This is a genomic window from Streptomyces sp. NPDC042102, assembly GCF_055582305.1.
Window position 1 is genome coordinate 382,446 of the sequence record NZ_JBVJDL010000004.1, and the last position, 23,570, is coordinate 406,015.

General features: G+C 74.0%; 22 protein-coding genes. 8 read left to right on the plus strand and 14 right to left on the minus strand.

Annotation, left to right across the window (positions count from 1 at the left end):
• Positions 1-126: 126 nt before the first annotated feature.
• From ACZ6KO_RS19845 to ACZ6KO_RS19855, 3 genes are read right to left on the minus strand one after another with little or no spacing between them, the layout of a single operon-like run.
• Complete coding sequence (locus ACZ6KO_RS19845; protein ID WP_469305291.1) at positions 127-762, minus strand: hypothetical protein; 636 nt, start codon at positions 760-762, stop codon at positions 127-129.
• On the minus strand, positions 755-1,444 hold the full coding sequence (locus ACZ6KO_RS19850; protein ID WP_469305292.1) for an RNA polymerase sigma factor: 690 nt from the start codon (positions 1,442-1,444) through the stop codon (positions 755-757). The genes ACZ6KO_RS19845 and ACZ6KO_RS19850 overlap by 8 nt, the downstream gene beginning before the upstream one ends.
• A gap of 5 nt (positions 1,445-1,449) precedes the next feature.
• Entirely contained in the window at positions 1,450-1,680 is a 231-nt protein-coding gene (locus ACZ6KO_RS19855) for a hypothetical protein (protein ID WP_469305293.1), read from the minus strand.
• 225 nt (positions 1,681-1,905) lie between these two features.
• Here ACZ6KO_RS19855 and ACZ6KO_RS19860 point away from each other — a divergent pair, with 225 nt between their 5' ends.
• From ACZ6KO_RS19860 to ACZ6KO_RS19875, 4 genes are all read left to right on the plus strand, one after another.
• Positions 1,906-2,406: an effector-associated constant component EACC1 gene (locus tag ACZ6KO_RS19860; protein WP_469305294.1), complete on the plus strand. Its 501-nt coding sequence runs from the start codon at positions 1,906-1,908 to the stop codon at positions 2,404-2,406.
• Positions 2,403-7,103 carry a caspase, EACC1-associated type gene (locus ACZ6KO_RS19865; RefSeq protein WP_469305295.1) on the plus strand — a complete coding sequence of 1,567 codons (4,701 nt, stop codon included), beginning with the start codon at positions 2,403-2,405 and terminating at the stop codon, positions 7,101-7,103. The genes ACZ6KO_RS19860 and ACZ6KO_RS19865 overlap by 4 nt, the downstream gene beginning before the upstream one ends.
• Before the next feature lie 431 nt (positions 7,104-7,534).
• Positions 7,535-7,984 (plus strand): helix-turn-helix domain-containing protein, encoded by a 450-nt coding sequence (locus ACZ6KO_RS19870; RefSeq protein ID WP_469305296.1) that lies wholly within the window; start codon positions 7,535-7,537, stop codon positions 7,982-7,984.
• Between the two features lie 42 nt (positions 7,985-8,026).
• Complete coding sequence (locus ACZ6KO_RS19875) at positions 8,027-8,650, plus strand: hypothetical protein (protein ID WP_469305297.1); 624 nt, start codon at positions 8,027-8,029, stop codon at positions 8,648-8,650.
• Between the two features lie 135 nt (positions 8,651-8,785).
• On the opposite strand, the gene ACZ6KO_RS19880 is transcribed toward ACZ6KO_RS19875, so the two are convergent.
• A complete protein-coding gene (locus ACZ6KO_RS19880) occupies positions 8,786-9,199 on the minus strand; it encodes a rodlin (RefSeq protein ID WP_469305298.1) in 414 nt (137 codons plus the stop codon).
• Positions 9,200-9,318: 119 nt separating this feature from the next.
• The gene (locus ACZ6KO_RS19885) at positions 9,319-10,644 is read right to left on the minus strand and encodes a pyroglutamyl peptidase (RefSeq protein WP_469305299.1); all 1,326 of its coding nucleotides are present in this window, start codon (positions 10,642-10,644) and stop codon (positions 9,319-9,321) included.
• Positions 10,645-10,831: 187 nt separating this feature from the next.
• On the opposite strand from ACZ6KO_RS19885, the gene ACZ6KO_RS19890 reads away from it, so the two are divergent.
• A complete protein-coding gene (locus ACZ6KO_RS19890; protein ID WP_469305300.1) occupies positions 10,832-12,079 on the plus strand; it encodes a serine hydrolase domain-containing protein in 1,248 nt (415 codons plus the stop codon).
• Here the strand turns inward: ACZ6KO_RS19890 and ACZ6KO_RS19895 are convergent.
• Both ACZ6KO_RS19895 and ACZ6KO_RS19900 read right to left on the minus strand, forming a co-directional pair.
• Positions 12,042-12,755 (minus strand): TetR/AcrR family transcriptional regulator, encoded by a 714-nt coding sequence (locus ACZ6KO_RS19895; RefSeq protein WP_469305301.1) that lies wholly within the window; start codon positions 12,753-12,755, stop codon positions 12,042-12,044. The two genes, ACZ6KO_RS19890 and ACZ6KO_RS19895, sit on opposite strands and share 38 nt — an antisense overlap.
• Complete coding sequence (locus ACZ6KO_RS19900) at positions 12,752-13,114, minus strand: DUF1304 domain-containing protein (protein ID WP_469305302.1); 363 nt, start codon at positions 13,112-13,114, stop codon at positions 12,752-12,754. The genes ACZ6KO_RS19895 and ACZ6KO_RS19900 overlap by 4 nt, the downstream gene beginning before the upstream one ends.
• A 142-nt stretch (positions 13,115-13,256) precedes the next feature.
• Here ACZ6KO_RS19900 and ACZ6KO_RS19905 point away from each other — a divergent pair, with 142 nt between their 5' ends.
• From ACZ6KO_RS19905 to ACZ6KO_RS19915, 3 genes are read left to right on the plus strand one after another with little or no spacing between them, the layout of a single operon-like run.
• Complete coding sequence (locus ACZ6KO_RS19905; RefSeq protein WP_469305303.1) at positions 13,257-13,943, plus strand: FadR/GntR family transcriptional regulator; 687 nt, start codon at positions 13,257-13,259, stop codon at positions 13,941-13,943.
• Positions 13,940-15,376 carry a hypothetical protein gene (locus ACZ6KO_RS19910; protein ID WP_469305304.1) on the plus strand — a complete coding sequence of 479 codons (1,437 nt, stop codon included), beginning with the start codon at positions 13,940-13,942 and terminating at the stop codon, positions 15,374-15,376. Before ACZ6KO_RS19905 ends, ACZ6KO_RS19910 begins: the two co-directional genes overlap by 4 nt.
• Positions 15,373-17,280, plus strand: coding sequence for a GMC family oxidoreductase (locus tag ACZ6KO_RS19915; protein ID WP_469305305.1), 1,908 nt, complete (start codon positions 15,373-15,375; stop codon positions 17,278-17,280). Before ACZ6KO_RS19910 ends, ACZ6KO_RS19915 begins: the two co-directional genes overlap by 4 nt.
• Here the strand turns inward: ACZ6KO_RS19915 and ACZ6KO_RS19920 are convergent.
• The 7 genes from ACZ6KO_RS19920 to ACZ6KO_RS19950 all read right to left on the minus strand — a co-directional run bounded on the left by ACZ6KO_RS19920 (position 17,255) and on the right by ACZ6KO_RS19950 (position 23,568).
• Complete coding sequence (locus ACZ6KO_RS19920; RefSeq protein ID WP_469305306.1) at positions 17,255-17,938, minus strand: transmembrane-type terpene cyclase; 684 nt, start codon at positions 17,936-17,938, stop codon at positions 17,255-17,257. The two genes, ACZ6KO_RS19915 and ACZ6KO_RS19920, sit on opposite strands and share 26 nt — an antisense overlap.
• Positions 17,939-18,010: 72 nt before the next feature.
• Positions 18,011-18,934 carry an ATP-grasp domain-containing protein gene (locus ACZ6KO_RS19925; protein ID WP_469305307.1) on the minus strand — a complete coding sequence of 308 codons (924 nt, stop codon included), beginning with the start codon at positions 18,932-18,934 and terminating at the stop codon, positions 18,011-18,013.
• Between the two features lie 58 nt (positions 18,935-18,992).
• Complete coding sequence (locus tag ACZ6KO_RS19930; protein WP_469305308.1) at positions 18,993-19,739, minus strand: SDR family oxidoreductase; 747 nt, start codon at positions 19,737-19,739, stop codon at positions 18,993-18,995.
• A gap of 79 nt (positions 19,740-19,818) precedes the next feature.
• Complete coding sequence (metX, locus tag ACZ6KO_RS19935) at positions 19,819-20,925, minus strand: homoserine O-acetyltransferase MetX (protein WP_469305309.1); 1,107 nt, start codon at positions 20,923-20,925, stop codon at positions 19,819-19,821.
• A gap of 18 nt (positions 20,926-20,943) precedes the next feature.
• A complete protein-coding gene (gene cysK / locus ACZ6KO_RS19940) occupies positions 20,944-21,918 on the minus strand; it encodes a cysteine synthase A (protein ID WP_469305310.1) in 975 nt (324 codons plus the stop codon).
• Entirely contained in the window at positions 21,905-22,750 is an 846-nt protein-coding gene (dapF, locus tag ACZ6KO_RS19945) for a diaminopimelate epimerase (protein ID WP_469305311.1), read from the minus strand. Before dapF ends, cysK begins: the two co-directional genes overlap by 14 nt.
• Positions 22,747-23,568, minus strand: a complete 822-nt coding sequence (locus tag ACZ6KO_RS19950) for an arginase family protein (protein WP_469305312.1) — start codon at positions 23,566-23,568, stop codon at positions 22,747-22,749. Before ACZ6KO_RS19950 ends, dapF begins: the two co-directional genes overlap by 4 nt.
• Positions 23,569-23,570 lie beyond the last annotated feature (2 nt).

Sequence of the window (23,570 nt, forward strand, 5' to 3'; positions counted from 1 at the left end):
TGCGGGAAGTGGTCGGCGGAGGTCGAATCCACTGGCATCTCCTTGGCAGCACGGGGAGTGGTTCGCGCCGACTGTACGGGCCACCGCGCCCGAGCGGTCGGCGGCCCGGCGCGGCGGGCCGGGACATCACCCCGGTGACCGATCGTCGAGGGAGCAGGGCAGCTGCGCGTGGTCCTCCTGGGCGTGGCTGTTCACGGGCGCGAGGAGCCGCACGACCGCGTGGCGGAGCTCGGTCATCCGGGTGGCCTGTTCTCTGAGGAGGACCTCCAGTCGGGGGAAGGGGTGGTCGCAGTGCCGCTCCCCCGGGGCGGGGTGCCGTGGTTGGCGTTTGTCCCGCCCGATGCGGGCCTGGGCGCGGTGGAGTTCGGTGAGGACCTCCCGGAAGGCGGTGGTGACGGTGGTCTGCGACACCTGACGGGTGCGCAGGTCGTGGTCGATCCGGTCGAGTCCCCGGCCCGCCCGGGAGAGCGCGTGGATCACCGGGGTGAGACTGAACGAGGAGCGTTCGTGCTCCAGCCGGTGCTCGGTCTCGCGGAAGCGGAAGACGAGGGAGTCCAGGTGCCGCTGCTCCAGGGTGATCCGGTGGAGGGCCCGGTCCAGTGGCTGTGCGCTTCGGGAGCCGGCCGTGGCGCCGTGCAGCGGGCGGAGGTTGCTCAGGCCGGTCACCGTGTCCAGGGATGCGTCCATGGTGCGCAGGAGCTCGGCGTGGTGGTCCCGCAGGAGCTGCTCGAGCCGCTCCTCGGGCGGGGTGCTGTCACTCATGACGGTGTTCCTCCTCGTCACGCTGGTCGTCGGTGCCGTGGGGGCGGGCGGTGCCGTGGGTGCTGTGGGTGTCGTCGGCGCTGTGGGTGTCGTCGACGGCCTCGGGGGGTGCCGTGTCCTCGCGACCGCCGTCCGGGCAGGGGGTGTCGAGGCCGAGGAGCGTGACCAGGCGGGTGCGGGCCCGCCGGTAGTTCTGCCGGACGGCCGCGGGGGTCTTGCCGAGGGTGCGGCTGATCTCTTCGTGCGTGAAACCGTCCATGGCCCAGGCCATGACGTCCCGCTCGGCGGGCGGCAGCCGGCGCAGCGCGTCGATGACCCGCTGCTGGCTCTCGCCGACCAGCACCTCGGCCACGGGGCACGTGCCTCCCGGCCGGTCGGGTACCGGGTCGCAGGGCGTGATGCGCCGGTCGTTCTGCCGCCAGTAGCAGCGCAGGGCGGTGGTGCGCAGCCAGGCGCGGGGGTGTTCCAGCGTGCGCCAGGTATCGGGCAGCAGTTTGGTGAAGGCCTCGTGCGCGGCATCGGCGGCCTCGTAGGGCGAAGCGCCCAGGTGCATCAGGAACACCGACACCGCGTTCATCTCGCGCCGGTAGAAGACCTCGAAGTCGTCGCCCGGGTACGGCAGGACGGGGCGGGCCCGCTGCCGGGGCCGCGGATGGCCGACGGGCGCCGGGGACTCGGTCATGGTCATCACTCCCCGCCCGTGCCGACGACGATCTCGACCTCACGGTCGGCCGTCCGCTCGGTCAGCCTGCTGCCGGGCGGCAGGGACCGGATCCGCGCGGACAGTCCGTGCTGGTCCAGTTCGGCGCGCCGCACGGCAGCGCGCGCCTTGATCCACCGGTAGCCGAGGCGTAACAGGCACACCAGTGCCGTCCCCACCCCTGCTGCCGCAGCCGTCGTCGTCGTTGCCGGGTCCACTGCCGCTCCTCTTGCCGCGCGGCGCGCCGGGCGCCGCATGTGCCGGTTGTTCTGCCTCTAAAAGCAGCCGGCCGCCCCGGATGTGACATGAGCTCACCCGTTCGGGTGACGGCGGGCCCCGCGGGGCCGTTTTCCACAGGCCGACACGCGATGGAGTCGATCCACTACACTCCGTGATCGAGCGCGGCGTTTCCGTACACGCCGCTCCGACCCTGGGGAGGGGCCGTGCAGATCACCATCTCCGTCCACCGTGAGGCGCCCGATCCGGCGGACGGACCGGGAGCCGCCGACAGCACGGACGAGCTCCGGGGCTGGCTGGACACCCAACCCGCGTTGCGCGGGCGCGTGCACCGGGCGGCCGACCCGGTGCCCGAGCCAGGGGCGATGGGGCTGGCCGGGGACGCGCTCCTGGCCCTTCTCGCACCGGGGGGCGTCGCGACGGTCCTGGCGGGCGCGCTGATCGCGTGGGTGCAGACGCGCAAGAGCAGCCGAACCGTGGTCATCACCCGGCCCGACGGCACCGAGATCACCTTGACGACCTCTCAGGTCGCCGCGATGGACGGCGCGCAGACCGAGGAGCTGATGCGGCACATCGCCGCAGGGCTCGATCCGACACCGGCCCCGGCAGCGGTGCCGGCCCCGGCCCCGGCACCGGAGCCCGCGTCCGTCCCGACCGTGGAAGGTGGCGGGGAGCGGCGTCCGCCGGCCGGCCCGCCCACGTCATGAGTGCCCGGGAGCAGCCGGCGGCGGTGTCGTCCGGGACCGGTCTCGCCTCGCCCGGAGCGCGCGCCGTGCTGGTGGGCACCGGCGGCCATGCGCCCGGCTCCACTCTGCCGGCGCTTCCCAGTGTGACCACGACGCTCGACGACCTGGGCCGGGTGCTGCACGAGGTGTGCGGCATGCCGGAGGCCGCCATCTGCCGGGTGCCCTCCGAGGCGGGGGCGGCGATGGTGCTCGCCGCCGTGGAGGAGGCCGTCGCGCAGGCCACCGGTGTGGTGCTGTTCGCGTACGTGGGTCATGGGCTGCTGGGTCCGGGGGACGAGCTCTACCTGGCGACGCACGGGTGTCCGGCACCGGACCGGGTCGCGTCAGCCGTTCCCTACCGCACGGTCCGCGATCTCCTCGGCGGGGCGCGGGCCGGCAGCGCCGTCCTCCTCGACTGCTGCTTCTCCGGTCGTGCGACGGTGGCGGCGGGCGCCCGGACCGGTGATCCGTTCGTCTCGGCCGGGCCGCGCGGCAGCTTCCTGCTCGCCTCGGCTTCGTACTTCTCGCTCTCCTTCGCTCCCGTGGGCGAACGGCACACGCTGTTCGGCGGCCGGCTGCTGCGCGTGCTGGAGGAAGGGGATCCGACCGGGCCGCCGCTGCTGACCCTGGACGGCCTGCACACCTGTCTGGACCGCGCGGCAGGTGACGACTCCGGCCGCCCGCACCGGCAGAGCGACGGCACCCTGAGCCGGCTCGTCGTCGCCCCCAACCGTGCGTACCGGCCGGGCGCCGTCCCCGGTGCCGAGCCGCCCGCCGACGTGCCGTGCCCGTACCCGGGCATGGGTCCGTTCCGGCCACAGGACAGCGACTGGTTCTTCGGGCGCGAGGAGGCCACCCGACGGCTGCTGCGGCTGGTGCGCGATCCGGCCGGCCGCACCCGTCCGGTGCTCCTGGTCGGGGCCTCGGGGGCGGGGAAGTCCTCGCTGCTGCGGGCCGGCCTGCTGGCGCAGGCCGCGCACGGGCACGCCGGCGACCACGAAGGGGAGCCGGCGGAAGAGGGCGGGGGCGGGGAGGGAACGTGGCCCGCGCTGCTCCTGCCGGCTCCGGGGCCCCATCCGATGCGCGCCCTCGCCCGGTTGTGGTCGCAGGCCACCGGACGGGAGGAGGCGGAGGTGGCACGGGCGCTCGGCGAGGGGCGTTTCCCGTCGCCGCTGCCCGGGCGGCCCGCGTGCCGACTGCTGGTGGTCGACCAGTTCGAGGAGGTGTTCACCCGCTGCGAGGACACCGCCGAGCGGGCCGCCCTGATCCGCCTGCTCTGCGCGCAGGATCAGGAGCAACGCGCCGGTCAGGCCTCCCGCCCCCGGATCGTCCTGGCCGTGCGCGCCGACCACTACGGCAACTGCCTGGGCCACCCGGGGCTGAGAGCGGCCCTCGACGCCACGGGGCCGCTGAACCTGCCCCCGCTGGGCCGCGGTGAGCTCCGTGCCGTCATCGAGCGTCCCGCCGCGCTCGCGGGCCTGGTCCTCCAGGACGGCCTCGCCGACCGCGTCCTCGACGACCTCAGCCGGTCCGCCGCCGTCGGTCCGGGGGAGCGGGAACACGGGGAGACCGCCCTGCCGTTCCTGGCGCACGCGCTGCACGAGACCTTCCGCAATCGCTCCGGCGCCGTGCTCACCCTGGCCGGCTACGAGGCGACCGGCGGGATCTGGCGCTCGGTCACCACCACGTTCGGGCAGCTGTACGACGGCCTGGACGAGGCCGGCCGGCGCGCGGCGCGGGAACTGCTGCTGCGCATGGTGCACCTGACCGCCGACGGCGAAGCCGTGCCGCGCCCGGTCGTCATGGCCGAGCTGCTGGCGGGACGTGATCCGCGGGACCAGGAGCGGTTCCGGCTCGTCTGCGACCGGCTCGCCGCCGCCCGGCTGGTCATCGTGGACCACGACCGCGTACGGATCGCGCACGAGGCCCTGCTGCGTGCCTGCTCGCTGCTGCGCTCGTGGATCCTCGAGGCCCGGGCCGAGCTGATCGCGCACCAGCAGCTCGCGGACGCCGCCGCGCAGTGGGAACACCACGGCCGCTCCGCGCACTACCTGTTCACCGGCGCCCGGCTCGCGGCGCTGCGGCCCGCGCCGGACGGAAAGGCGGAGCCACCGCCGGCCGGCACCACCACCGGTATCGCCTTCACCGCCCTGGAGAGCGACTTCGTCCGCGCCTGCGTCCGTCTGGACCGGCGGATCCGGATGCGACGGGCCCTGATCACCAGCGCCGTCGTGGCGCTGGCCCTGCTCCTCACGGTGGCGGGAACGGTCGCCCTCCAGCAGGGCGCCCGGGCCCGTGAGCGAGCGGCGGAGCTGGCCTCGCAGCGGATCGCGGCGCAGGCCGACGCCCTGCGCGCCGAGGATCCCGCGGCGGCGCTGGACATGAGCCTGGCCGCGTACCGCAGGGCGTCGACGGCCGAGGCCCGGGCGAGTCTGGTGCGCTCGGCGATGACGCCGGTCCCGGTGTCCCTGCCGGGCCACCGGGACAAGGTCCTCTCCCTGGCCTACCGCCCGGACGGCACCGCCCTGGCCAGCGTCTCGCGCGACGACACCCTGCGCCTGTGGGACACCCGTGACCCCTACCGCCCCGTCCCCGGTGCGGTGCTGCGCACCGGGCGGGGCGGAGCCGTCTGGGGTCCGGGCGGCCAGCATCTGGCCGTGGCCACGGCCGAGGGCCTGTCCGTCTGGTCGGTCGAGGACGTGCACGCACCTCGCCTGATCGTCCGTCAGCAGAGGGACGTGGGCCGGATCCATCCCCCGGTCGGCAGCCGGGACGGCCGCACCATGGCCGTGCCGGTGGACCGCGGACGGGTGCTGCTGTGGGACCTGACCGATCCGGCGGCGCCGGCCCTGACCACGCTGCAGGTGTCCGGCCGCGGGCACCACGCCATCGCGGCCGCTTTCCATCCCGACGGCCGGACGCTCGCCGTCGCCGTGACCGACGACACCGCCGTCGCCCCGAAGGGCGACTCCCTCCAGCTGTGGGACATCGCGGCCCCGGGTGGTCCGCGGCCGCGCGGCCGTCTCGACGATCAGACGCTGCTGTCGACCGCCTTCCATCCGGACGGAACCCTGCTGGCGGCGGGCAGCATCACAGGAGGCGTGCGGCTGTTCGACACCTCCGACCCGGACCGCTTCAAGGAGGTGACCGGCAGCCTGCCCACCCGGGCCCCCGTGCACCCGCAGCTCGCCTACTCCCCCGACGGCAGCCACCTCGCGGCGTCCTCCGTCGACGGCCGTGCCCGCCTGCTGCGCCAGGACCGCACACCCGACGCGCTCGGTGCCGGCGTGCCGCTGCCGGGCACCGGCACGCTGTTGTCCCTGGTCTACCGGCCGGACGGGCGCGGGATCGCCACGGGCGGCTCCGACGGCACGATCCGCCTGTGGCACCCACCCGCGCGTACCCTCCCCGAGCGGATCGGGGTGTCCCGGCGCGGCCCCGCGAACGCCTTCGCCGACCACGGGCGGCTGCTGGCGACGGATACGGACACGACCGGCGCGGTCTGGCGGCTGCCCGAGACCGGCAGGCCTCGGAAGGTGGCGACCCTGCCCCCGCCCTGGATCGTGCCCCGCTTCCTCCCGGGCCGGGACGCTCTGCTGACGCAGGACGGGACGCGTACCAGGATCGCGCTGTGGAACCTCGCGGACGGCACACTGCGCGCAGGGGCGGTGTTCACGGTGGGCGGCAGGCCCGCGGTCAGCCGGGACGGCCGGGTGCTCGCGGTCCAGGACCGCGCGAAGGGGCCGCTCGTGCTCTGGGACATCACCGATCTGGACAGCCCGCGGCGGCTCGCCGAGATCCCCGCCGGTGAGGACCCGGGGATGACGCCGGCGTTCGTGAGGGCCGACACGCTGGCCCTCATGTCGGAGAAGTCCACCCAGCTGTGGGACGTCTCCGACCCGCGCCGGCCGCGGCGCGGCGCGGAGGTGAGGGGCACCCCGTCGAGCATCTTCCCCGCCGAACGGGCCGATGACCAGGCGGTGCTCGTCACCGCGCCCGACAGCACGCAGCGGGACCCGTTCGCACCGCCGCGCTTCGCCGCCCAGCCCCTGCACGGTCCCGGCACCGCACCCCCGGCCACGGCCACCACCACGCCCGCGCCCACAGCCGCCGCGGCGGCGGGCGCGGGTACCTCGACAGCGGGCGCAGGTGCCGCCACCGACATCACCGGTGACCCGCTCCACCTGGCGATGGCGTCCCGGCGGGTGATGGCCACACTGTCGGAATCCGGGGAGCCGTCCCTGTGGGCTCTGGGCGGCCGACCGGGCAAGGCGGCACTCCAGGGCTCCCTGAGCAAACTCGACGGCCTCACCGGACATGGCAGGGCGGGCCTGATCGCCGCGTGGGACAACGAGGCCGGCGGCCGCGACCTCGCCGTATGGCGGATCACCGACACGCCACCCCACGGTCCGGTCGACAGCCGACTCGTCTACCACGTCACCGCTCTCACCGACGGCATCCTCGGCTTCTCGGTCGCCCAGTTCGACCCGACGGGCACCACGCTCGCGCTGTACACGGGTACGGATCTCCTCGAAGGCCTCGGTGCCCGCACGGCCTTCCTGCCCACCGACCCCGGCCGGCTCGCCCGGTCGCTGTGCGCCACCCGGCCCGGTCCCGCACCGCGGGACACCTGGCGCACCGTCTTCCCCGACCTTCCCTACACGGACCCCTGCCCCTGAACACCCGTCCAGCGGGCCTCATCGCCCTTCCCCATTGTCGTTCCTCTTCGCCGTTCCTCTTCGCCCCCCGGGCCGGAAATCCGTGGAAGTGGCCCGCCGGGGTGGGGGAAGATACCGATTCCGGTCGGTGTGCGGCGGCTCCTGCGAAGCAGCGGTTTCATTTTAAGTTGACTCAGTGGCACGACGGCAGCAAGTATGGAGTCGTACGCACCGGTCACGGCCCATGTTTGAGCCTGAGTACCGGCCCGTATCCCGAGGCGCGATTCACTTCATGCGAAAGCATGGGGTGACCCGTCCCCAGGGGACGGTGTACGTCGGCGGGGAGGATGGCACGGGGGTCCGTCCTCCCCGCCGACGCGCGTTCGCCGGGCCTGCGGGACAATCGCCTTGTGACCGGGGCGAATCGGGAAGAGGCGAGAGGTGCGCGAGCCGTGAGCGAGACCGAAGGACAGCGGCTTGCCGACCGACTGGAGTACCTCTTCACGCACGTGCAGCCACTCGGGCGGCGTCACACCCTCCAGGAAGTGGTGGACGGCATCAAGTCCGTCGAGGAGCCCGGCGGTACCTCCCTGTCCGTGGGGCGCCTGTCCATGCTGATGAACGGCAAGGCCCCGAACCCGACGCTCGGGACACTGCGGGCACTGGCCGACTTCTTCGGGGTGCCCGTCGGTTACTTCGTCGACGACGCCGTAGCCGACCAGACGATGGCGCAACTCGCCTTGATCTCCGCGATGCGCTGCAACGACGTCCGCGCCGTCGCCCTGCGGGCCGCCGCTGTCGCCACGCTCTCCGCCCAAGGCCTGGACGTCGTCCGCGGGCTGGTGGAGAAGATCGGCCGGGCGCCCCGCGGGCCGGGTGGAACCGGGGAGCCACACGGTTAGAATGCCCCGGTCGATCGCCGGTGCAGGGAGGCAGGGTTCGCGATGGATGACGCATCCTGGGCCGAGTTCAGCGCCCGGTGCTCGGCCATCCTCGACGGTCTGCCGCTCTCCCCGGCCCGGCCGCTGACCATCGACACCCTGCGCGAGGCGATCGAGCAGCAACGCGGGAGGCCGATGGTGCTCTCCCCGCTCCCCCCGCAGGCGGGGACGACCGCCGGGCTGTGCGGGCTGTGGATCGGCCTCGGCAGCGCCGACCACATCTTCTACGAGTCGTCGACGAGCCCACTGCATCAGAAGCACATCATCCTGCACGAGATCGCGCACCTGCTCCTGGACCACGGCACCGTGGCCGACGGCCAGGGCGGCGGCTCCTGGAGTGCGGGAGTGGCCGGCCTCTTCCCCGGGCTCGACCCGGCGATGGTGCGCAGGCTGCTCGCCCGCGGCCGTACCGACTACACCGAACTGCAGGAGCGCCAGGCCGAACTCATGGCCACCCTGATCCACCAGCGGGCGGCGGCACGGCCGCACCGGTGCGGCGGGGACCGCCCGGCCGGGCACGTGGGGCACGTCCTCGAACGGCTCGCCCACGCCTTCGGCGCCGGGGCGGGAAGCGGTGCCGGAAACAGGAACGGGAACGGGAACGGGAACGGAGCCCGCAAGGGCTGAAGCCGTCCCCCGTGGGCAACGCGCACCGGCCGGAGCCGACGGTCCGTCGGCTCCGGCCGGTGGGTGAGCGGTCCCGAGGCCCCTGGGCACTCGCGCAGGTGGCAGGGGGTCCCGGGCCGCGGCGCGGTGCGAGGGTCAGCTGTTGGCGGAGAGGTTGCCCGACAGCACCGGGATGTTGTCCAGGATGTGCGAGAGGGACTCGTCGCCCTTGGCCTGGGTGGAGTTCTCGACGCACTGCTGGTTCATCGGGTTGGACAGGACGTTGACGTCCTGGACACCGACGTTGGCGATGAGCGCGAACAGCGACTGGGCGTTGACCTTCACCGGCAGACCAATGCACGGCTTGTTGGCGGAGCCCTGGATCAGGCTGGCCTGGGGGCTCATGGCGCCGGCGGTCTTCTGGTTGCCGTAGATCTGGTGCGCGCCGTTGCCGTTGACGGTGTTGACCCCGTTGTCGTTGCCGATGGCCATCGCCGGCGCGGCCATAGCGGCCCCGGCGCCCACCACAGCGGCAGTGGCAGCAGCGGTCGCCATGATCTTCTTGAGCATCATTGATCCTTTTAGTCGCCTGAGAACCCCGAATGGGCGCCCTGACCAACTGCCCGGCCCCCGCCTGGTTCCGCCGGTTCACTCCAACAGCCCTGTGGAGCAGCCCGTGAGGGTGGTGGTCAGGGCGCCGGACGGACGGCCGTGTGGACGAGCACCGCCAGCACCTCGGCGGTGATCGCGCTCTCGTTCCGCTCGAACTCGGGCCCGGTCAGCTGCCGCTGATCCGCCGGCAGGCCGGTCAGCACCGGGGTGTGCAGATGACCGCCGGGCAGGTGCGGGGCGAGTTCGCCCCGCAGCAGGTTGGACCGGTACGCCACTTCGTTCGACAGGTATCCGCCGCCCCCGCCCGCCACGGCCCGCGCACCCGGGGTCGGGCCGTCCGCCCGGTCCACCGGAGCGGTGGCGCCCGCGGGGATCTCGGTGACGGCGGTGTTCAGGAGCACCGGGTACGGCGTCTGCACGGCGGCGGTCACGGCGTCGGCCGGGAGCGTCGTACGGATGAACTCCGGCCCCGGAGCCAGGCCCGGCGCGGTCACGGGACGTTCACGCGTACCCCCCGACAGGGCACCGGTGTTGTCGGGGTAGGGGTCGGCCGAACGGGACCGGCCCGCCCACGCCTCCAGGGTGAACATGCCCGGGTAGCCCTGGCTGACGGTGGTGATGACGTCCGCCGCGCCCCGGCCCCGCCCCTGGTCCTGGCCATGCCCCTGCATGCGGGGCGCGAAGGCGCGTTCCACGATGCCGGCGTCGAAGTCCCCGTAGCGGACCGGCAGGACGACCGCCCGGATCTCGGCGCCACTGCCGTCGGCGAGGGTGACCCGACGGCCGTTGAGCTGGAGGGCGGCGGAACCGGAGGGGTTGGCCCGGCGCAGCTCGGCGTCCAGCCCGAAGGGGTCGAAGCCGCTGATGAACACGCGCCGTACGTCCGGCCGGGCGCCGAAGTCGTTGTCCACCAGCCCCCGGGAGGCGTCCTCGAAGCGGGCGCGCAGGGCCTGCCGGTCGACGCCGAACCGGGGCTCCCAGCGGGCGAGTTGCGTGGTCATCGCGAGCCGGGTCCAGTACAGCGGCCGGTCGTCCCCGGCCGGGAGGTCGCCCCCGGGCCGCTGCCCCTGGGCCCGGCGGACGGCCGCCGACCACAGCGACTCGCCCCAGTCGGTGACGAGGTGCGCCGCCTCGGCCGCGTCGCGGGCGCCGCACAGCGCGGCCGGGAAGCGGCGTACGAAGTCACCGAACCCGCCCCGCTCGGTCAGGGCGGTGGTGCGGGGGTCCGCCAGGCGCGCCTGCTCCGCGTCCAGCGGTACGGAGGGCCGGGTGCGGCAGGCGGCACCGGCCGCACCGGCGCCGGCATCCGAACCGGAACCGGCGTGGGCCGGGGAGGTCACTGCGAGGGGGAGGACCAGGGCGAGGAGGGCCGCGGCGGATGCCGCGCGCCGTAAGATCATCATGCGATGTGACATTACATAGCGTCGCGAATCCCCACCAGAACGCGTTCAGGCCTTCCGCCGCCGGGCCGACGGCGGCGGAGCGGGAGCCCGATCGGACGCGGGCCGGTGAGGCGTCGGACGGCGCCGTGCGGGGTGCGGGCCTACGCTGGATCCGGAGTCTTGTCACGAGGCGACGGGAGGCCCCGCCATGAGGGGTACGCAGCGTCGGTGGCGCAGGGCAGCGGTGGCGGCCGCGGCCTGCGGCCTCCTGGCCGTACCGGTGTCGGCGGGCGCGGCGTACGGGGACGGCGGCGCGACCGGCACGGGCCCGACCGGCACCGGCCCCGTCGCCGCGGCGACACCGTCCACCGGGACCGACTTCCCGCGGCTCACGCCCGCCATCGCCCGGCAGCTGGACGACGCCATCCGCAAGGTAATGCGCGAGGCGAACGTGCCTGGCGTGACGGCCGGGATCTGGATACCGGGCAAGGGCACCTACGTCCGCAGCTTCGGCATCGCCGACAAGGCGACGGGGCAGCCGATGACCGACAATCTGAACATCCGCATCGGCAGCGAGACCAAGACCTTCACCGTCACCGCCCTGCTCGAACTGGTCGACCAGCACAAGGTGGGACTGGACGACCCGATCGGCAAGTACGTCAGCGGGGTCCCCAACGGCGACAAGATCACGCTGCGCCAGCTGGCGGGCATGCGCAGCGGGCTGTTCAACTACTCCATGGACGAGGGCTTCTTCAAGGCACTGACGTCGGATCCGCGGCGCCCGTTCACCCCGCAGGAGCTGCTGGGCTACTCCTTCGAGCACCCCGTACTGTTCGCGCCGGGTGAGAAGTTCGACTACAGCAACACCAACCTCATCCTGCTCGGCCTCGTGATCGAGAAGGTCACCGGCCGACCCCTCCATGAGGTCATCGGGAAGGACGTCGTCCGGCGCGCCGGGCTGTCGCACACCCTCTTCCCGACCGGTGCGGAGTTCCCCGCGCCGCACGCACAGGGCTACACGAACCAGACCGCCACGGGGAAGGTCGAGAACTCCACGGACTGGAACCCGTCCTGGGGCTGGGCGGCCGGCGCCATGATCTCCGACCTGACGGACCTGCGCAGCTGGGCCCGCACCCTGGCCACCGGCACCCTGCTGACACCCCAGACGCAGGCCGAGCGCCTGAAGACCGCGCCGACCGGCGTGGCCGGCGCCGGCTACGGGCTCGGCATCTTCAACGTCCAGGGCTGGATCGGGCACAACGGTTCGCTGCCCGGATACGAAACGCTGACGCTCTACTTCCCGTCGGCGCGGGCCACGCTGGTCGTGCTCCTGAACACGGACATCCTGCACGACGGGATCGAGCCGAGCACCTTGTTCGGACAGGCCATCACCCAGATCGTGAGCCCGAACCACGTGTTCAACCTGCCGGCGGCGACCCCGACTCCGAAGTCCTGACCGCGGGGGCGGGACCGGCCCGCCCGGCGGCGGGCGCGGGCCCCGGCCCGGCACCGTGGCGGTGCAGGACGATCAGCAGCCGCCAGACGTCCCCCGCCACCGCGCCCGGCTCGGCCGGCGTACCCAGCGCACCCGGCTCGGCCGACGCACCCGGCGCACCCGGCGCACCCGGCGTGCCGCCGATCAGGCCGTGGCTCCAGTCCGCCAGTACGCCGGTGAAGGTGGCCGCGACGGCGGAGGCGATCAGGTCGGGCGCGGCCCCGCCGGCGGCGGTGCGTTCGGCCAGGCTCCGCGCGCGCAGTTCCCGGTGCAGGGTGTCGCCGAGCGGCCCGCCGCCACCGGGGTGCAGCAGGGTCCGGTACAGGTCGGCGTGGGTGGCCGCGCCCTCGAAGAAGGCGGTCAGGGCGGGCGGTGGGGCCGCCGGATCGGGGACGCCCCGCCAGGCGTGAAGGGCGTCCACCGCCTCGCGCACGATGCCGGCGCACGTGTCCACGGCCAGGTCCTGGACGTCGGTGTAGTGCAGGTAGAACGTGGCCCGCGCGAGGCCCGCGCGACGCACCAGCATGCTGACGGTGATCTCCCGCAGCGGCCGCTGCGCGCACTCGGCCAGCAGCGCCTCGTGCAGCCGGGCCCGGGTCCGCAGGGTCCGGGGGTCGCCGGGCGGGCGGGGGCTCACCCGGCGACCAGGACGGCGGCCAGGGCGAGCGCGCCGGGCAAGGCCTGGGCCAGCAGGATCCGGCGGTTGGCCGTGAGGCCGCCGTACACACCGGCCACCACGACGCAGAGCAGGAAGAAGACCTGGACGCGGTACCCGGTGGGATCGGCGGCGATCAGACCCCAGACCAGGCCGGCGGCGAGGAAGCCGTTGTAGAGCCCCTGGTTGGCGGCCAGCGGTGCGGTCGCGCGGGCCAGGTCGGCGTCGAACCCGGACAGGGCGCGCCCCGGGGCCCGCTCCCACAGGAACACCTCCAGGACCAGGAAATAGCAGTGCAGCAGCGCCACCAGGGCGACGAGCACGATCGCGACGATCTCCATGTGCACTCTCCGATTTTTTGGACGGGTGTACAGAATACATGGACAGGTGTCCAGAAAAAGCCGCACGCATTGACGGGTCCCGGACAAGATTGGTTGAGTGGCTGAGCCACTGAGCCACCATCGGTCACCTGAGAGGGATCCCGTGGAGACGCTGCCCCGCGAGACCATCGTCGACGTCCTGGAGGGCCGGCTGCGTGAGGACATCCTCGCGGGCCGGCACCCGGCCGGGAGCCTGCTGCCGCCCGAGCGAGAGCTCGCCGACGGCTACGGCGTCACCCGCACCACCCTCAAGCACGCCTTCGGCCGGCTGGTCCAGGCCGGTCTGCTGGAGACCCGGCACGGGGTCGGCACCCGGGTGCGGGACTTCGCGCGGCTCGGGGGCGCCGATCTGCTGCCCATGCTGGTGCGGCACAGCCCCGACTGGATCGGTGAGATCTTCGAAGTACGGCGCAGCATCGGTGCGTTGATCGCGGAGCGGGCCGCCGCCCGGGCCACGGCGAAGGACCGGACCGCGCTCGCCGAACTCCTCGCCCGCGTACGGGAGTCGGAGGGCGGGGACGCCGTGCAGCTCGCCGACGCCGAGGTGCACCGCGCCCTGGCCCGCGCCACCGGCAACCGGGTCTACGTCCTGCTGACCAACACCCTCTTCAACGCCTACCTGCCCGTACGCGCCGCGCTCGTGGGACCGTTCGCCGACCCGGAGGCCGCCCACGCCCGGCTCGCCCCGGTCGTCGAGGCCGTCCGCGCGGGCGACCGGGCCGCCGCGCACACCGCCGCCGACGCCTATCTGACCGCCACCGAACGGATCATGCTGGAGGGACTCGCGTGAGCGCGCGCGGTACGCGGTTCCGGGAGACCATGCTCGGCACGCTCCACCTCGACGGCGAGGACCGGGCCCGCCCCCTGCGCCTGGACCTGCGCGCGACGGCCGACCGACCGCTGCGCCCGGCCGGCTCCACCGAGGCCACGCTGACGGGCCGGGTACGCGTACGGGGGTGGGCCGACGACCCGCACGCCGCGGGCACGCTGGAGATCTCACCGCTGGCCCGGCGCCGGATCCGCTACCGGCTCGCCTTCACGGCCGCGGGGCGGCCCGTGACCCTCGACGGCTGGAAGTCGGTCGACCCGCTGCGGCCCCTGCGCTCGATGACCGTCCTGCCCTTCACCCTGTACGGCGGGGACGCCGCCCCGGTCGGCTCCGGCACCCTCCGCTTCCCCCTCACCACCCAGCTCCTGCCGTTCCTGGCGAGTTTCCGCTTCCCCCGGCACGGCGAGCGGGGCGGGGGCCCGGGCCGGGACCGGCGGGCGGTGGACACGACCGGCGCCCTCGCGCCCCGCTGGGCGGGCGAGCCGGGCCGTACCGAGGTCTGGTACACGACCGCCACCGACCCCGCCACCGGCAGCGGGATCTGGCTCCACCACGAGCTGGTCTCCCCCGCCGACGGGACCGCGCCCTACGCGCACGGCTGGGTGGCCCACTTCCCCGCCGACGGCCCGGTCACCCACGCCCGGTTCGGCCCCGGGCCCTGGCGGCCCGGTCCCGGCGCCGACGGCTTCGCCGCCGGGGACGTCACCGTCCGGCCCGGCCGGCTGACCGGCAGAGCGGCCGGCTTCTCCTGGGACCTGGCCGAACGCGCCGAGGACGGCCCGCTGTTCACGTTCCCGCGCTGGTCCTGGCGGCACCCGCTGCTGCCCGCGGCGCAGATGCTGCCGGCCGCCCGCGCACGGTACGACGGCACGCTCCACCACCCGGGCGGCACGCTGGAGCTGAGCGCGGCGCCCGGCGCCTCCGCGCGGATCTACGGCCACGGCAACGCCCGCCGCTGGGGATGGCTGCACGCGGACCTCGGCGGCGGTGACGTCCTGGAGGTGGTCGCCGCCGTCTCCACCCGGCCCGGGCTGCGGGCGCTGCCGCCCCTGGTCTTCCTGCGGCTGCGCCACCGGGGCCGGACCTGGCCGCGCCGCGCCGAGCGCGCCGCCGTCGGCTGGGCGGGGGCGGGCCGCTTCCGCGCCCGACTCGGCGTGCCCGTCTGGACGGTGACCGGCCGCGCCGGCCTGCGGCGGATCCGGGTCCGGGTCACCCTGCCCGCCGAGCGCACCCTCGCGCTCGACTACGCCGACCCCGACGGCTCCCCCGCGGTGTGCCGCAACAGCGAACGGGCGGACGCGGTCGTGGAGTACGAGCGATGGTGGGGCCGCTGGCGGCCGGAGGCGAGCTGGACCCTGAACGGCACCGCGCACGCGGAGGTGGGCGACCGATGACCACCGCCCTCGCGCCGCTGGTCGCCGCCCTGTTGGCCGACCCCGGTGACCCCGGTGGCCCCGGTGATCCCGGCGGCCACGGCCGGCCCGGCGACCCCCGCGATCCGGACGGCGCGCGGTGGCCGGCGCGCGTACCGGCCCGGCTGGACGCCGTCCTGCGCACGCTGCCGCCGCCCGCGCGGGCCGGCGTACGGGTCGCGGCCCTGGCCGTGGACGGGTACGCGCTCGCCCGGACCGGCCGGCCGCTCGCGGGGCTGGCGCCCGCGGAGCGGGAGGAGGTCATGACGGCCCTCGGTGCCCGGCCGCGGCTGGCTCCGCTGCTGGACCTGCTGAAGGTCCCGGTCCTGCTGGCCGCGGGTACCGAGCGGATGCTGGAGCGGCCGCGGGCCGTACGGGCGCCGCTCGCGCCGCCCGATCCCCCGCTGGACTGCGTCCCCGCCACCGAGTGGCCCACCCGCAGCCGCGCCGACGCGATCGTGATCGGCTCCGGCGCGGGCGGCGCCGTCGCGGCGCGCACCCTGGCCCGGGCCGGCCTGCGCGTGGTGGTGCTGGAGGAGGGCCACCACCACACCACGGCCTCCTTCGGCCGGCGCACCCCCCTGGACCGGTTCGGCGCGCTCTACCGGGACGGCGGCGGCACCGTCGCCCTGGGCCGGCCGCCGCTGCTGCTGCCCACGGGGCGGGCCGTCGGCGGGACCACCGTCGTCAACTCCGGTACCTGCTACCGGACTCCGGACCATGTGCTGGAGCGCTGGCGCGCCACGTACGGCTGCGCGTTCACCGAGGGCTTCGCGGAGCACCTGGACGAGGTCGAGCGCACCCTGCGGGTGGCCACCCAGCCGCTGGACGTGCTCGGCAACAACGGGCTGCTGGCCCTGGCCGGGGCCCGGGAGCTGGGCTGGCGGGCCGCGCCGCTGCGCCGCAACGCGCCCGGCTGCAAGGGTTCCTGCCAGTGCGTGGTGGGCTGTCCGACCGGGGCCAAGCAGAGCGTGCAGCTGTCGGTGCTCCCCGACGCGTGCGCGGCGGGCGCCCGGATCGTCACCGGCGCCCGGGTCCTGCGCATCCTGGTTGACCCGGACCGGCCGGGCGGTGCGGCGGCCGCCGGGGTACGGGTGCGCCGGACGGACGGCAGCGAGCTGGAGGTCCTCGGCCCGCTGGTCGTGGTCGCGGCCGGGGCCCTGCAGTCGCCGTCGCTGCTGCGCCGCTCGGGGCTGGGCGGCCATCCGCGGCTCGGGCGCAACCTCAGCGTGCACCCGGCGACCAGTGTGGCCGGGCGGTTCACGCGGGAGGTGACGGCCTGGGAGGGCGTGCTGCAGAGCGTCGGGGTGGAGGAGTTGCACGACCGGGGGATCCTGCTGGAGGCCACCGCCACGCCGCCGGGCATGGGCAGTTTCGTCCTGCCGGGCCTGGGCCGGGAGCTGCGGGCCGAACTGGAGGGGGCCGGGCACCTGGCCACGCTGGGGGCGATGATCGCCGACCGGCCCTCGGGCCGGGTGCTGGGACGCGGGCGCACCCTGATCCGCTACGACCTCGACGACCGGGACGCCGGGCGGCTGCTGGGCGCCGTACGGGCGATGGGGCGGGTGCTGTTCGCCGCGGGTGCGCAGGAGGTGCTGACCGGCATCGCGCGGGCGCCGCGCGCCCGTTCCCCGCGCGAGCTGGACGACGTACTGGGCCGGACGACCGCGCGCGACCTGCACCTGTCGGCCTACCACCCGACGGGCACGGTGGCGGGCGGCGCGGATCCGCGGCGGTTCCCGGCCGACGGGCGGGGGTGGCTGCGCGGGGTGCGGGGGGTGCTGGTGGCGGACGGGTCGCTGCTGCCCGGCTGTCCGGAGGTGAACCCGCAGCTGAGCATCATGGCGGCGGCCCTGGCCGTCACGACGGACGCGGCGGCGCGGTGACGGTGCCGACGGGGTGGGCGGCCGGGGAGGGCAGCGAGGTCAGGGCGTCGGGGTGGCGGCGCAGGGCGAGAAGGGCGGCGATGTAGGCGAGGTCGAACACGCTGCACAGGAGGCCGAGTCCCAGGATGAAGCCGGATCCCTCCAGGACGCCGAACAGCAGCGTGGGGGCGAGGGTGCCGAGCCATTTGGCGACGGCGATGGTCAGGCTCTGGCCGCGCGTCCCGCGGCGGGCCAGCAGCATGGCGATGAACAGCCCGGACATGAGGAGGTTCTGCAGGAAGGCGGAGTAGCGCACGGCGTCGTGTCCGCCGAAGTGGGCCAGGAAGAGCAGCTGGACGGCGTACGCGGAGCCGAACAGCACCACGCTGCCGGCCGCGAACCGGGCCCGGGTGACGAAGGCGGGGAACTCCGCGCGGCCGTGGCGCAGGAAGGTGTGGATGATGACGACGTCGGCCAGCGCCCAGACCACGTTGACGGCTCCCTGCGCGGAGAGTCCCTGGCTGAGCTCGCGGACGGAGTAGATCGACTCCCAGGCGAAGTTGAGCGCGAGCGCGGCGACCGGCATCGCGTAGGTCCGCTGCACGAGGCCGACGCGGATCGACTCGACGTACACGATCGTCCAGGCCAGCCCGCTCACGACGGTGAGGAACAGCTCCACGCGCACCCTCCGGGGGTCGGCGGGGACGGCGCCGCCCGGGTCGGGCGGCCGCGGTCCACCGGGTTCACCCCATCATCCACAGGCCGGGGCGGGAGCGGGAGACGTGAGCCGCCGCGCCAGCACGCGCGCGAAGCGCAGCGCGGCGTCCTCGCCGAATCCGAGGTTGAGCGAGGGCTCGCAGAGTTCCATCTCCAGCACCATCGGCGTGCCGTCGGGGCCGCGGACGAGGTCGACCCGTCCGGAGACGAGGGGCAGCTCGAGACCCAGGTGCGCCGTCGCCGCGGCCAGGGCGGCCGCGGCGACGGCCCGCTCGTCCTCGTCGGCGGCGTGCGCCGTACGGAAGTCGAGCGTGGGGACGTGGACCGTGCCGTCGGGCATGAGCATCGCGCCCTTGCGGATGGCGTGGCTGTAGACGCCGTCGAAGAAGGTCAGGTCGCTCTCGCCGTACTGGTCGACGGAGGTCACATAGGGCTGGAGGATGACGTGGCTGCCGTCGGCGTGCAGTCGGGCGATGTGCCGGGCCGCCTCGTCCACCAGCGGCCTGGCGAAGCGCTGGACGTCCTTGGAATAGCAGCCGTCGGTCGGCTTGACGACGAATTCGGCGGCCTGCGGGTGTGCGGCGAGGAAGTCCCGCAGCGCCGGCGGCACGGCGGCGCCCGGCCCGATGACCGTGGTGGGGATCACCGGTACGCCGTGGTCCGCGAGGTCGGTCAGGTAGCGCTTGTCGAGGGCCCATCGCACCAGCGGCAGCTCGGGGACGAGCCGCGTCACGGCGGACACCCGCTCGCAGAAGGCCAGGAATGCGGCCTGGCGCTGCGCCCAGGTCCACGGGGAGCGCAGGACGACGGCTTCGTAGCGCGACCAGTCGACGGCCGGGTCCTCCCAACGGCACACCTCGGTACGGAGGCCGAGGCCGGCGCATGCCTCCAGCAAGGGGGGCATGTCGTGGTCGATGGGGAGGCTCACGGCGTCGGTGACCAAGGCGAGGGTACCCATGGGGCGCGTCCAATCCGGGGAGGAGGGTGGGGTCAGTGTGGTGCTCGCAGGTGTGCGTCTACCAGGGCACGACGTCTCCCATGTGCACGTAGCCGCCGGTGGGGCCGTCCTCACCGAGGAGGGCCATGGCGACGCTCGTCGCCGCGCCCTCGGGGATCTCGAGATCGCCCGCGCCCTCGTTCATGTCGGTCCTGGTGTATCCGGGGTGGACGGCGTTCACCTTGACCGGCGTCTCGCGCAGTTCGTAGGCGAGGTGCACGGTCCAGGAGTTCAGCGCGCTCTTGGAGGCGCTGTAGGCCGGCAGCGACTTGAACATGGGGCTGTACGCGTACGAGCCCGGATCGCTGTGGGTGGTGAGGGAGGCGAGGAGGCTGGAGACGTTGACGATGCGGCCGGCCGGCGACTTGCGGATCAGCGGCAGGAAGGCGCGGGTCACCTCGACCGTACCGAACAGGTTGGTGTCGAACGTCTCCCGCCACTGGCTGAGCGGCTGCTCCGACGGCTGCCTGCCGTACTCCTCGATGCGGATGCCCGCGTTGTTGATGAGGATGTCGAGGCGGCCGTGGCGGGCCTCGACGGCGGCTGCCGCGGCGGCGATGCCGGCGGTGCTGGTGATGTCGAGCACCAGGGGCTCGACGTTCAGGCCGGCGCCGCGCAGGACGGTCGCGGCCTGGTGGACCGCGTCCTGGTCGCGGCCGCTGAGGAGCACCAGGACGCCCCTCTCGGCGAGCTGACGTGCGATCTCCAGGCCCATGCCGCGGTTGGCGCCGGTGACGAGGGCTGTTCTGGGGGGCTGCCCGTACAAGTCGTCAATCTCCGTCTCAGGGAAGTGCGGAAGACCGCGGAGGGTTACGGACGCGTGGTCTCAGGACAGACGCGTGGTTTCAGGTCAGGAGCGTGAGGAACTTCGCGACGGGTGGCCCGAAGCGGTCGGTGTCGACGAGGAACGCGTCATGGCCGGCCGGGGACTCCACCGGCACGAACGCGACGTCGGCGCCGCCGGCGGCGAGCCCCTCGGCGATCTCCCGCTGCTGGTGGAGCGGGAAGAGGACGTCGGAGTGCGCGCCCATCACCAGGGCCCTCTCGACGCGCAGGCGCGACAGCTCCGCGCCGCCGCGGTCACCGAGGTCGAACTGGTCCATGGAATGGCTGAGGTAGAGGTAGCTGTTGGGGTCGAAGCGGTGCGAGAAGCGCCGGGCGTGGAACTCCAGGTAGTGCTCGACCTCGAACTCCAGGCCGAAGGGCCCCTCGTCGGCCCCGCTGCGTGCGGGCACGCGTGTCCGGCCGAACCGGCTCTCCCATTCCCCGGCCGAGCGGTACGTCATCATGCCCAGCTTGCGAGCCGTGAGCATGCCGCGCCGGGGGTAGTTCTCCTCGTCGTAACAGCCGCCGTGCCACTGCGGATCGGACCGGATCGCCTCGCGCTGGAGCGAGCGCACGGCGATCGCGTACGGCAGCGCGTGGACGGCCGAGGAGAGGCTGATGTGGGCGCGCGCCAGCCCGGGATGCCGGGAGAGCAGGGCCAGCGCGGTCATTCCGCCCATGGACGTGCCCACCACACAGGCCAGGCGGGTGATGCCGAGCGCCCGTACGGTGTGGGCCGCGGCGTCGGCGATGTCCTCGATCGACAGTTCCGGGAACCCGAGCCGGTAGGGCTCGCCGGTGGCCGGATCCGGCGAGGCCGGGCCGGTGGACCCCTTGCAGCTGCCCAGCGAGTTGACGCAGATCACGTGCCAGAGATCGGTGTCGACGGGCTTGCCCGGGCCCACCATCTCCTCCCACCAGCCCGGTGCGGGATCCGCCTCGTGCGAGGTGGCGTGCGCGTCGGGCGAGAGGCCCGTGAGGAGGAGGATGCCGTTGTCGCGTTCCGCGTTGAGCCGCCCGAACGTCTCGTAGGCGATGCGCGCCCCGTACAGGACGCCGCCGCGTTTCATCGGAAAGCCGTCGGGCAGGCCGATGTGGCGGGAGGCCGGGGGGATGAATTCCCTCATGCGCCTGTTCCCGTCGCGCTAGTGGGCGGGGGCGGCGTCCAGCGAGGCCAGCCACGCGTCATCGGATCCCTCGTTCACCCCGTCGAACAGGAAGGTCGACAGGTAGCGCTCGCCGGTGTCGGGCAGCATGGCGAGCAGGACGCTGCCCTCCGGCGCCTCCTGCGCGACGCGGAGCGCCGTGGCCAGCGTGGCTCCGGCGGAGATGCCCGCGAGGATGCCCTCCTCGGCGGCGAGCCGGCGGGCGGTGTCGCGGGCCACGACCTCGTCCATGGTCACCAGGTCGTCGATGACGCTCCGGTCGAGCACGCTGGGGACGAAGTTGGGGGCCAGGCCCTGTATCTGGTGCGGCTGCCATTCCTGGCCGGCGAGTACGGCGGCGTTGCCGGGTTCGAGGGCGACGACGCGGACGTCGGGGCGCGCGAGTTTGAGCATCTGGCCGACGCCGGTCAGTGTGCCCGTGGTGCCGAATCCGGTGACGAAGTAGTCCAGGCGCCTGCCGGCGAAGTCGCCGAGGATCTCCGCTGCCGTGGTCTCGCGGTGGTACGCGGGATTGGCCGGGTTGTCGAACTGCCGGGCCCGGAACCAGCCGTGCCTGGCCGCCAGTTCGTCGGCGATCCGGTTGCCGCCGGCGCTGCCCAGGGCGCTGGGGAAGAGGATCACCTTTCCGCCGTAGGCGCGGATCAGCTTGCGCCGCTCGACCGAATAGGAGTCGCCCATGACGGCGACGAACCGGTAGCCGCGGGCCGCGGCCACCATCGCCAGGGCGATGCCCACGTTGCCGGAGGTGCACTCGGCGATGGTGTCGCCGGGCCCCAGCAGTCCCTTCGCCTCGGCGTCGAGGATCACGGAGAGCGCGAGACGGTCCTTGACGGAGCCGCCGGGGTTGAAGGACTCGACCTTCACGTAGACGCTGGTGTGCTCGGGCGCCATCCGCTGCAGTTTCACGATGGGCGTACGGCCGACGGTGCCGAGGATGCTGTCATACAGAGGCATGGGGGAAGGTTCCTTCGTAGGCGAATGCGGCGGGACCGGTCATGAGGATGTGGCTGCCGTCGTCCGGCCAGTCGATGTGCAGTTCGCCGCCGGGCAGGACGACGCTGACGCTGCGGTCGACGCGGCCCCGCCGCATCAGCACCGCCGCCGCGGCGCACGCGCCGCTTCCGCAGGCCAGGGTCTCGCCGGCGCCGTACTCGTGGACGCGCAGCCGGATGCGGTCGCGGGATTCCACCTGCGCGAACCCCACGTTGACCGTGGGCGGGAGGAGACCCGATTCCCGGACCGCCGGGCCCAGGTGGGCGACGGGGGCGGTGGCCGTGTCGTCGACCTCGATCACCGCGTGCGGATTGCCGAGGGAGACCGCGGCGAGACGTACCCGTGTCCCGTCGGGCAGGTCGGCTTCGTACAGGTCCTGTTCGCGGTCGGCACCGGACAGGGGGATGCTGTCGGGCGTGAACCGCGGTACGTCCAGGGCGATGCGGTACGTGTGGGCGTCCAGCATGTCGACCGTGTGGGTGCCGCTGGGGCTGTCGAGGGCGAACCGGGGGCCCTTCGTCAGGCCCGCGCGCACGGCCCAGGCGGCGACGCAGCGTGCGCCGTTTCCGCACTGCTGCGAGCGCGAGCCGTCGGCGGTCCAGATGTCGAACGAGGCGACGGCCTGCGCACTGCGCGGCTGCTTGACGCCGAGGATCAGGTCGCAGCCGACGCCCCGGTGGCGGTCGGCCAGCGCACGGCACAGCCGCGGCGAGGGATCGGGCGCGTCGCGCAGGTCGAGCACCACGAAGTCGTTCCCGGCGCCGTGCATCTTGCTGAAGGCGAGCGCGCTCACCGCCGTGCCCGGGCGGCGTCGAACGCGGGGGCGACCATGTCGAGGATGATCGAGACGGCCCTCTCGCCGTCCTCGCTGTCCGCCGGCGCGTTGAACTCCGCGAGTTCGACGCCGATCAGCCGCTCCGCGGGAATCGCCTCGAAGATGGCCCGGATCTGCGCCGGCAGCATGCCGTCGGGAACCGTGTAGTCGGCCGGCACTGATCCCGGGTCGAGCACGTCCCAGTCGATGTGGACCCATACGGGTGCCGCGCCGACCGCGTCGAGCACGGCCTGTGCCGTGGCCTGCGCCGGCGGGATGACCCGGACGCCGGCGGTGCGGATGAGCTCGCGTTCGGAGTCCTCCATGTCGCGCGAACCGACGAGTACGGCCTGCTCGGGGCGGAGTCCGCCGCCGTGGCCGCTGTCCCACAGACCGCAGGCGCCGGAGAGGACCATGCCGCCGAGGTATCCCGTCTCGGTGGTGTCCGGGGTGTGGAAGTCACCGTGCCCGTCGATGTAGAGCACGACGGCATCGGGGTGTTCGCGCGCCACCACAGGCAGCGTGGCGAGGCTGGCCGAGCAGGTGTTGGCGATCATGACGGTGAGGTGGTCGCCCTTGACGCTCTCGGTGACGGCCTCGCCCAGTGCGACCAGCGTGTCGCGGGCCTGGGGAAGGCTGACGCTCCAGTCGTCGTCGGCCGGCGGGGCCGGCGTTCCGATGTAGCGCCCCTTCAGTCCGTAGCGATCCTCCAGGGCCCGTGCGGTGCGCGCCGCGCCCTCGATCATCCAGGCGGCCCGGTCGGCGACGCGGCCCTGGGAGACGATCAGGTCGATCATCG

Excerpts from the sequence above, each read along its gene's own strand:
- ACZ6KO_RS19890 (WP_469305300.1), top strand. The coding sequence starts at position 10,832 with ATGAGGGGTACGCAGCGTCGGTGGCGCAGGGCAGCGGTGGCGGCCGCG.
- ACZ6KO_RS19915 (WP_469305305.1), top strand. The coding sequence starts at position 15,373 with ATGACCACCGCCCTCGCGCCGCTGGTCGCCGCCCTGTTGGCCGACCCC.
- ACZ6KO_RS19900 (WP_469305302.1), bottom strand. The coding sequence starts at position 13,114 with ATGGAGATCGTCGCGATCGTGCTCGTCGCCCTGGTGGCGCTGCTGCAC.
- ACZ6KO_RS19885 (WP_469305299.1), bottom strand. The coding sequence starts at position 10,644 with ATGATGATCTTACGGCGCGCGGCATCCGCCGCGGCCCTCCTCGCCCTG.
- ACZ6KO_RS19925 (WP_469305307.1), bottom strand. The coding sequence starts at position 18,934 with ATGGGTACCCTCGCCTTGGTCACCGACGCCGTGAGCCTCCCCATCGAC.
- cysK (WP_469305310.1), bottom strand. The coding sequence starts at position 21,918 with ATGCCTCTGTATGACAGCATCCTCGGCACCGTCGGCCGTACGCCCATC.
- ACZ6KO_RS19865 (WP_469305295.1), top strand. The coding sequence starts at position 2,403 with ATGAGTGCCCGGGAGCAGCCGGCGGCGGTGTCGTCCGGGACCGGTCTC.
- ACZ6KO_RS19880 (WP_469305298.1), bottom strand. The coding sequence starts at position 9,199 with ATGCTCAAGAAGATCATGGCGACCGCTGCTGCCACTGCCGCTGTGGTG.
- ACZ6KO_RS19875 (WP_469305297.1), top strand. The coding sequence starts at position 8,027 with ATGGATGACGCATCCTGGGCCGAGTTCAGCGCCCGGTGCTCGGCCATC.
- metX (WP_469305309.1), bottom strand. The coding sequence starts at position 20,925 with ATGAGGGAATTCATCCCCCCGGCCTCCCGCCACATCGGCCTGCCCGAC.
- ACZ6KO_RS19850 (WP_469305292.1), bottom strand. The coding sequence starts at position 1,444 with ATGACCGAGTCCCCGGCGCCCGTCGGCCATCCGCGGCCCCGGCAGCGG.
- ACZ6KO_RS19845 (WP_469305291.1), bottom strand. The coding sequence starts at position 762 with ATGAGTGACAGCACCCCGCCCGAGGAGCGGCTCGAGCAGCTCCTGCGG.
- ACZ6KO_RS19950 (WP_469305312.1), bottom strand. The coding sequence starts at position 23,568 with ATGATCGACCTGATCGTCTCCCAGGGCCGCGTCGCCGACCGGGCCGCC.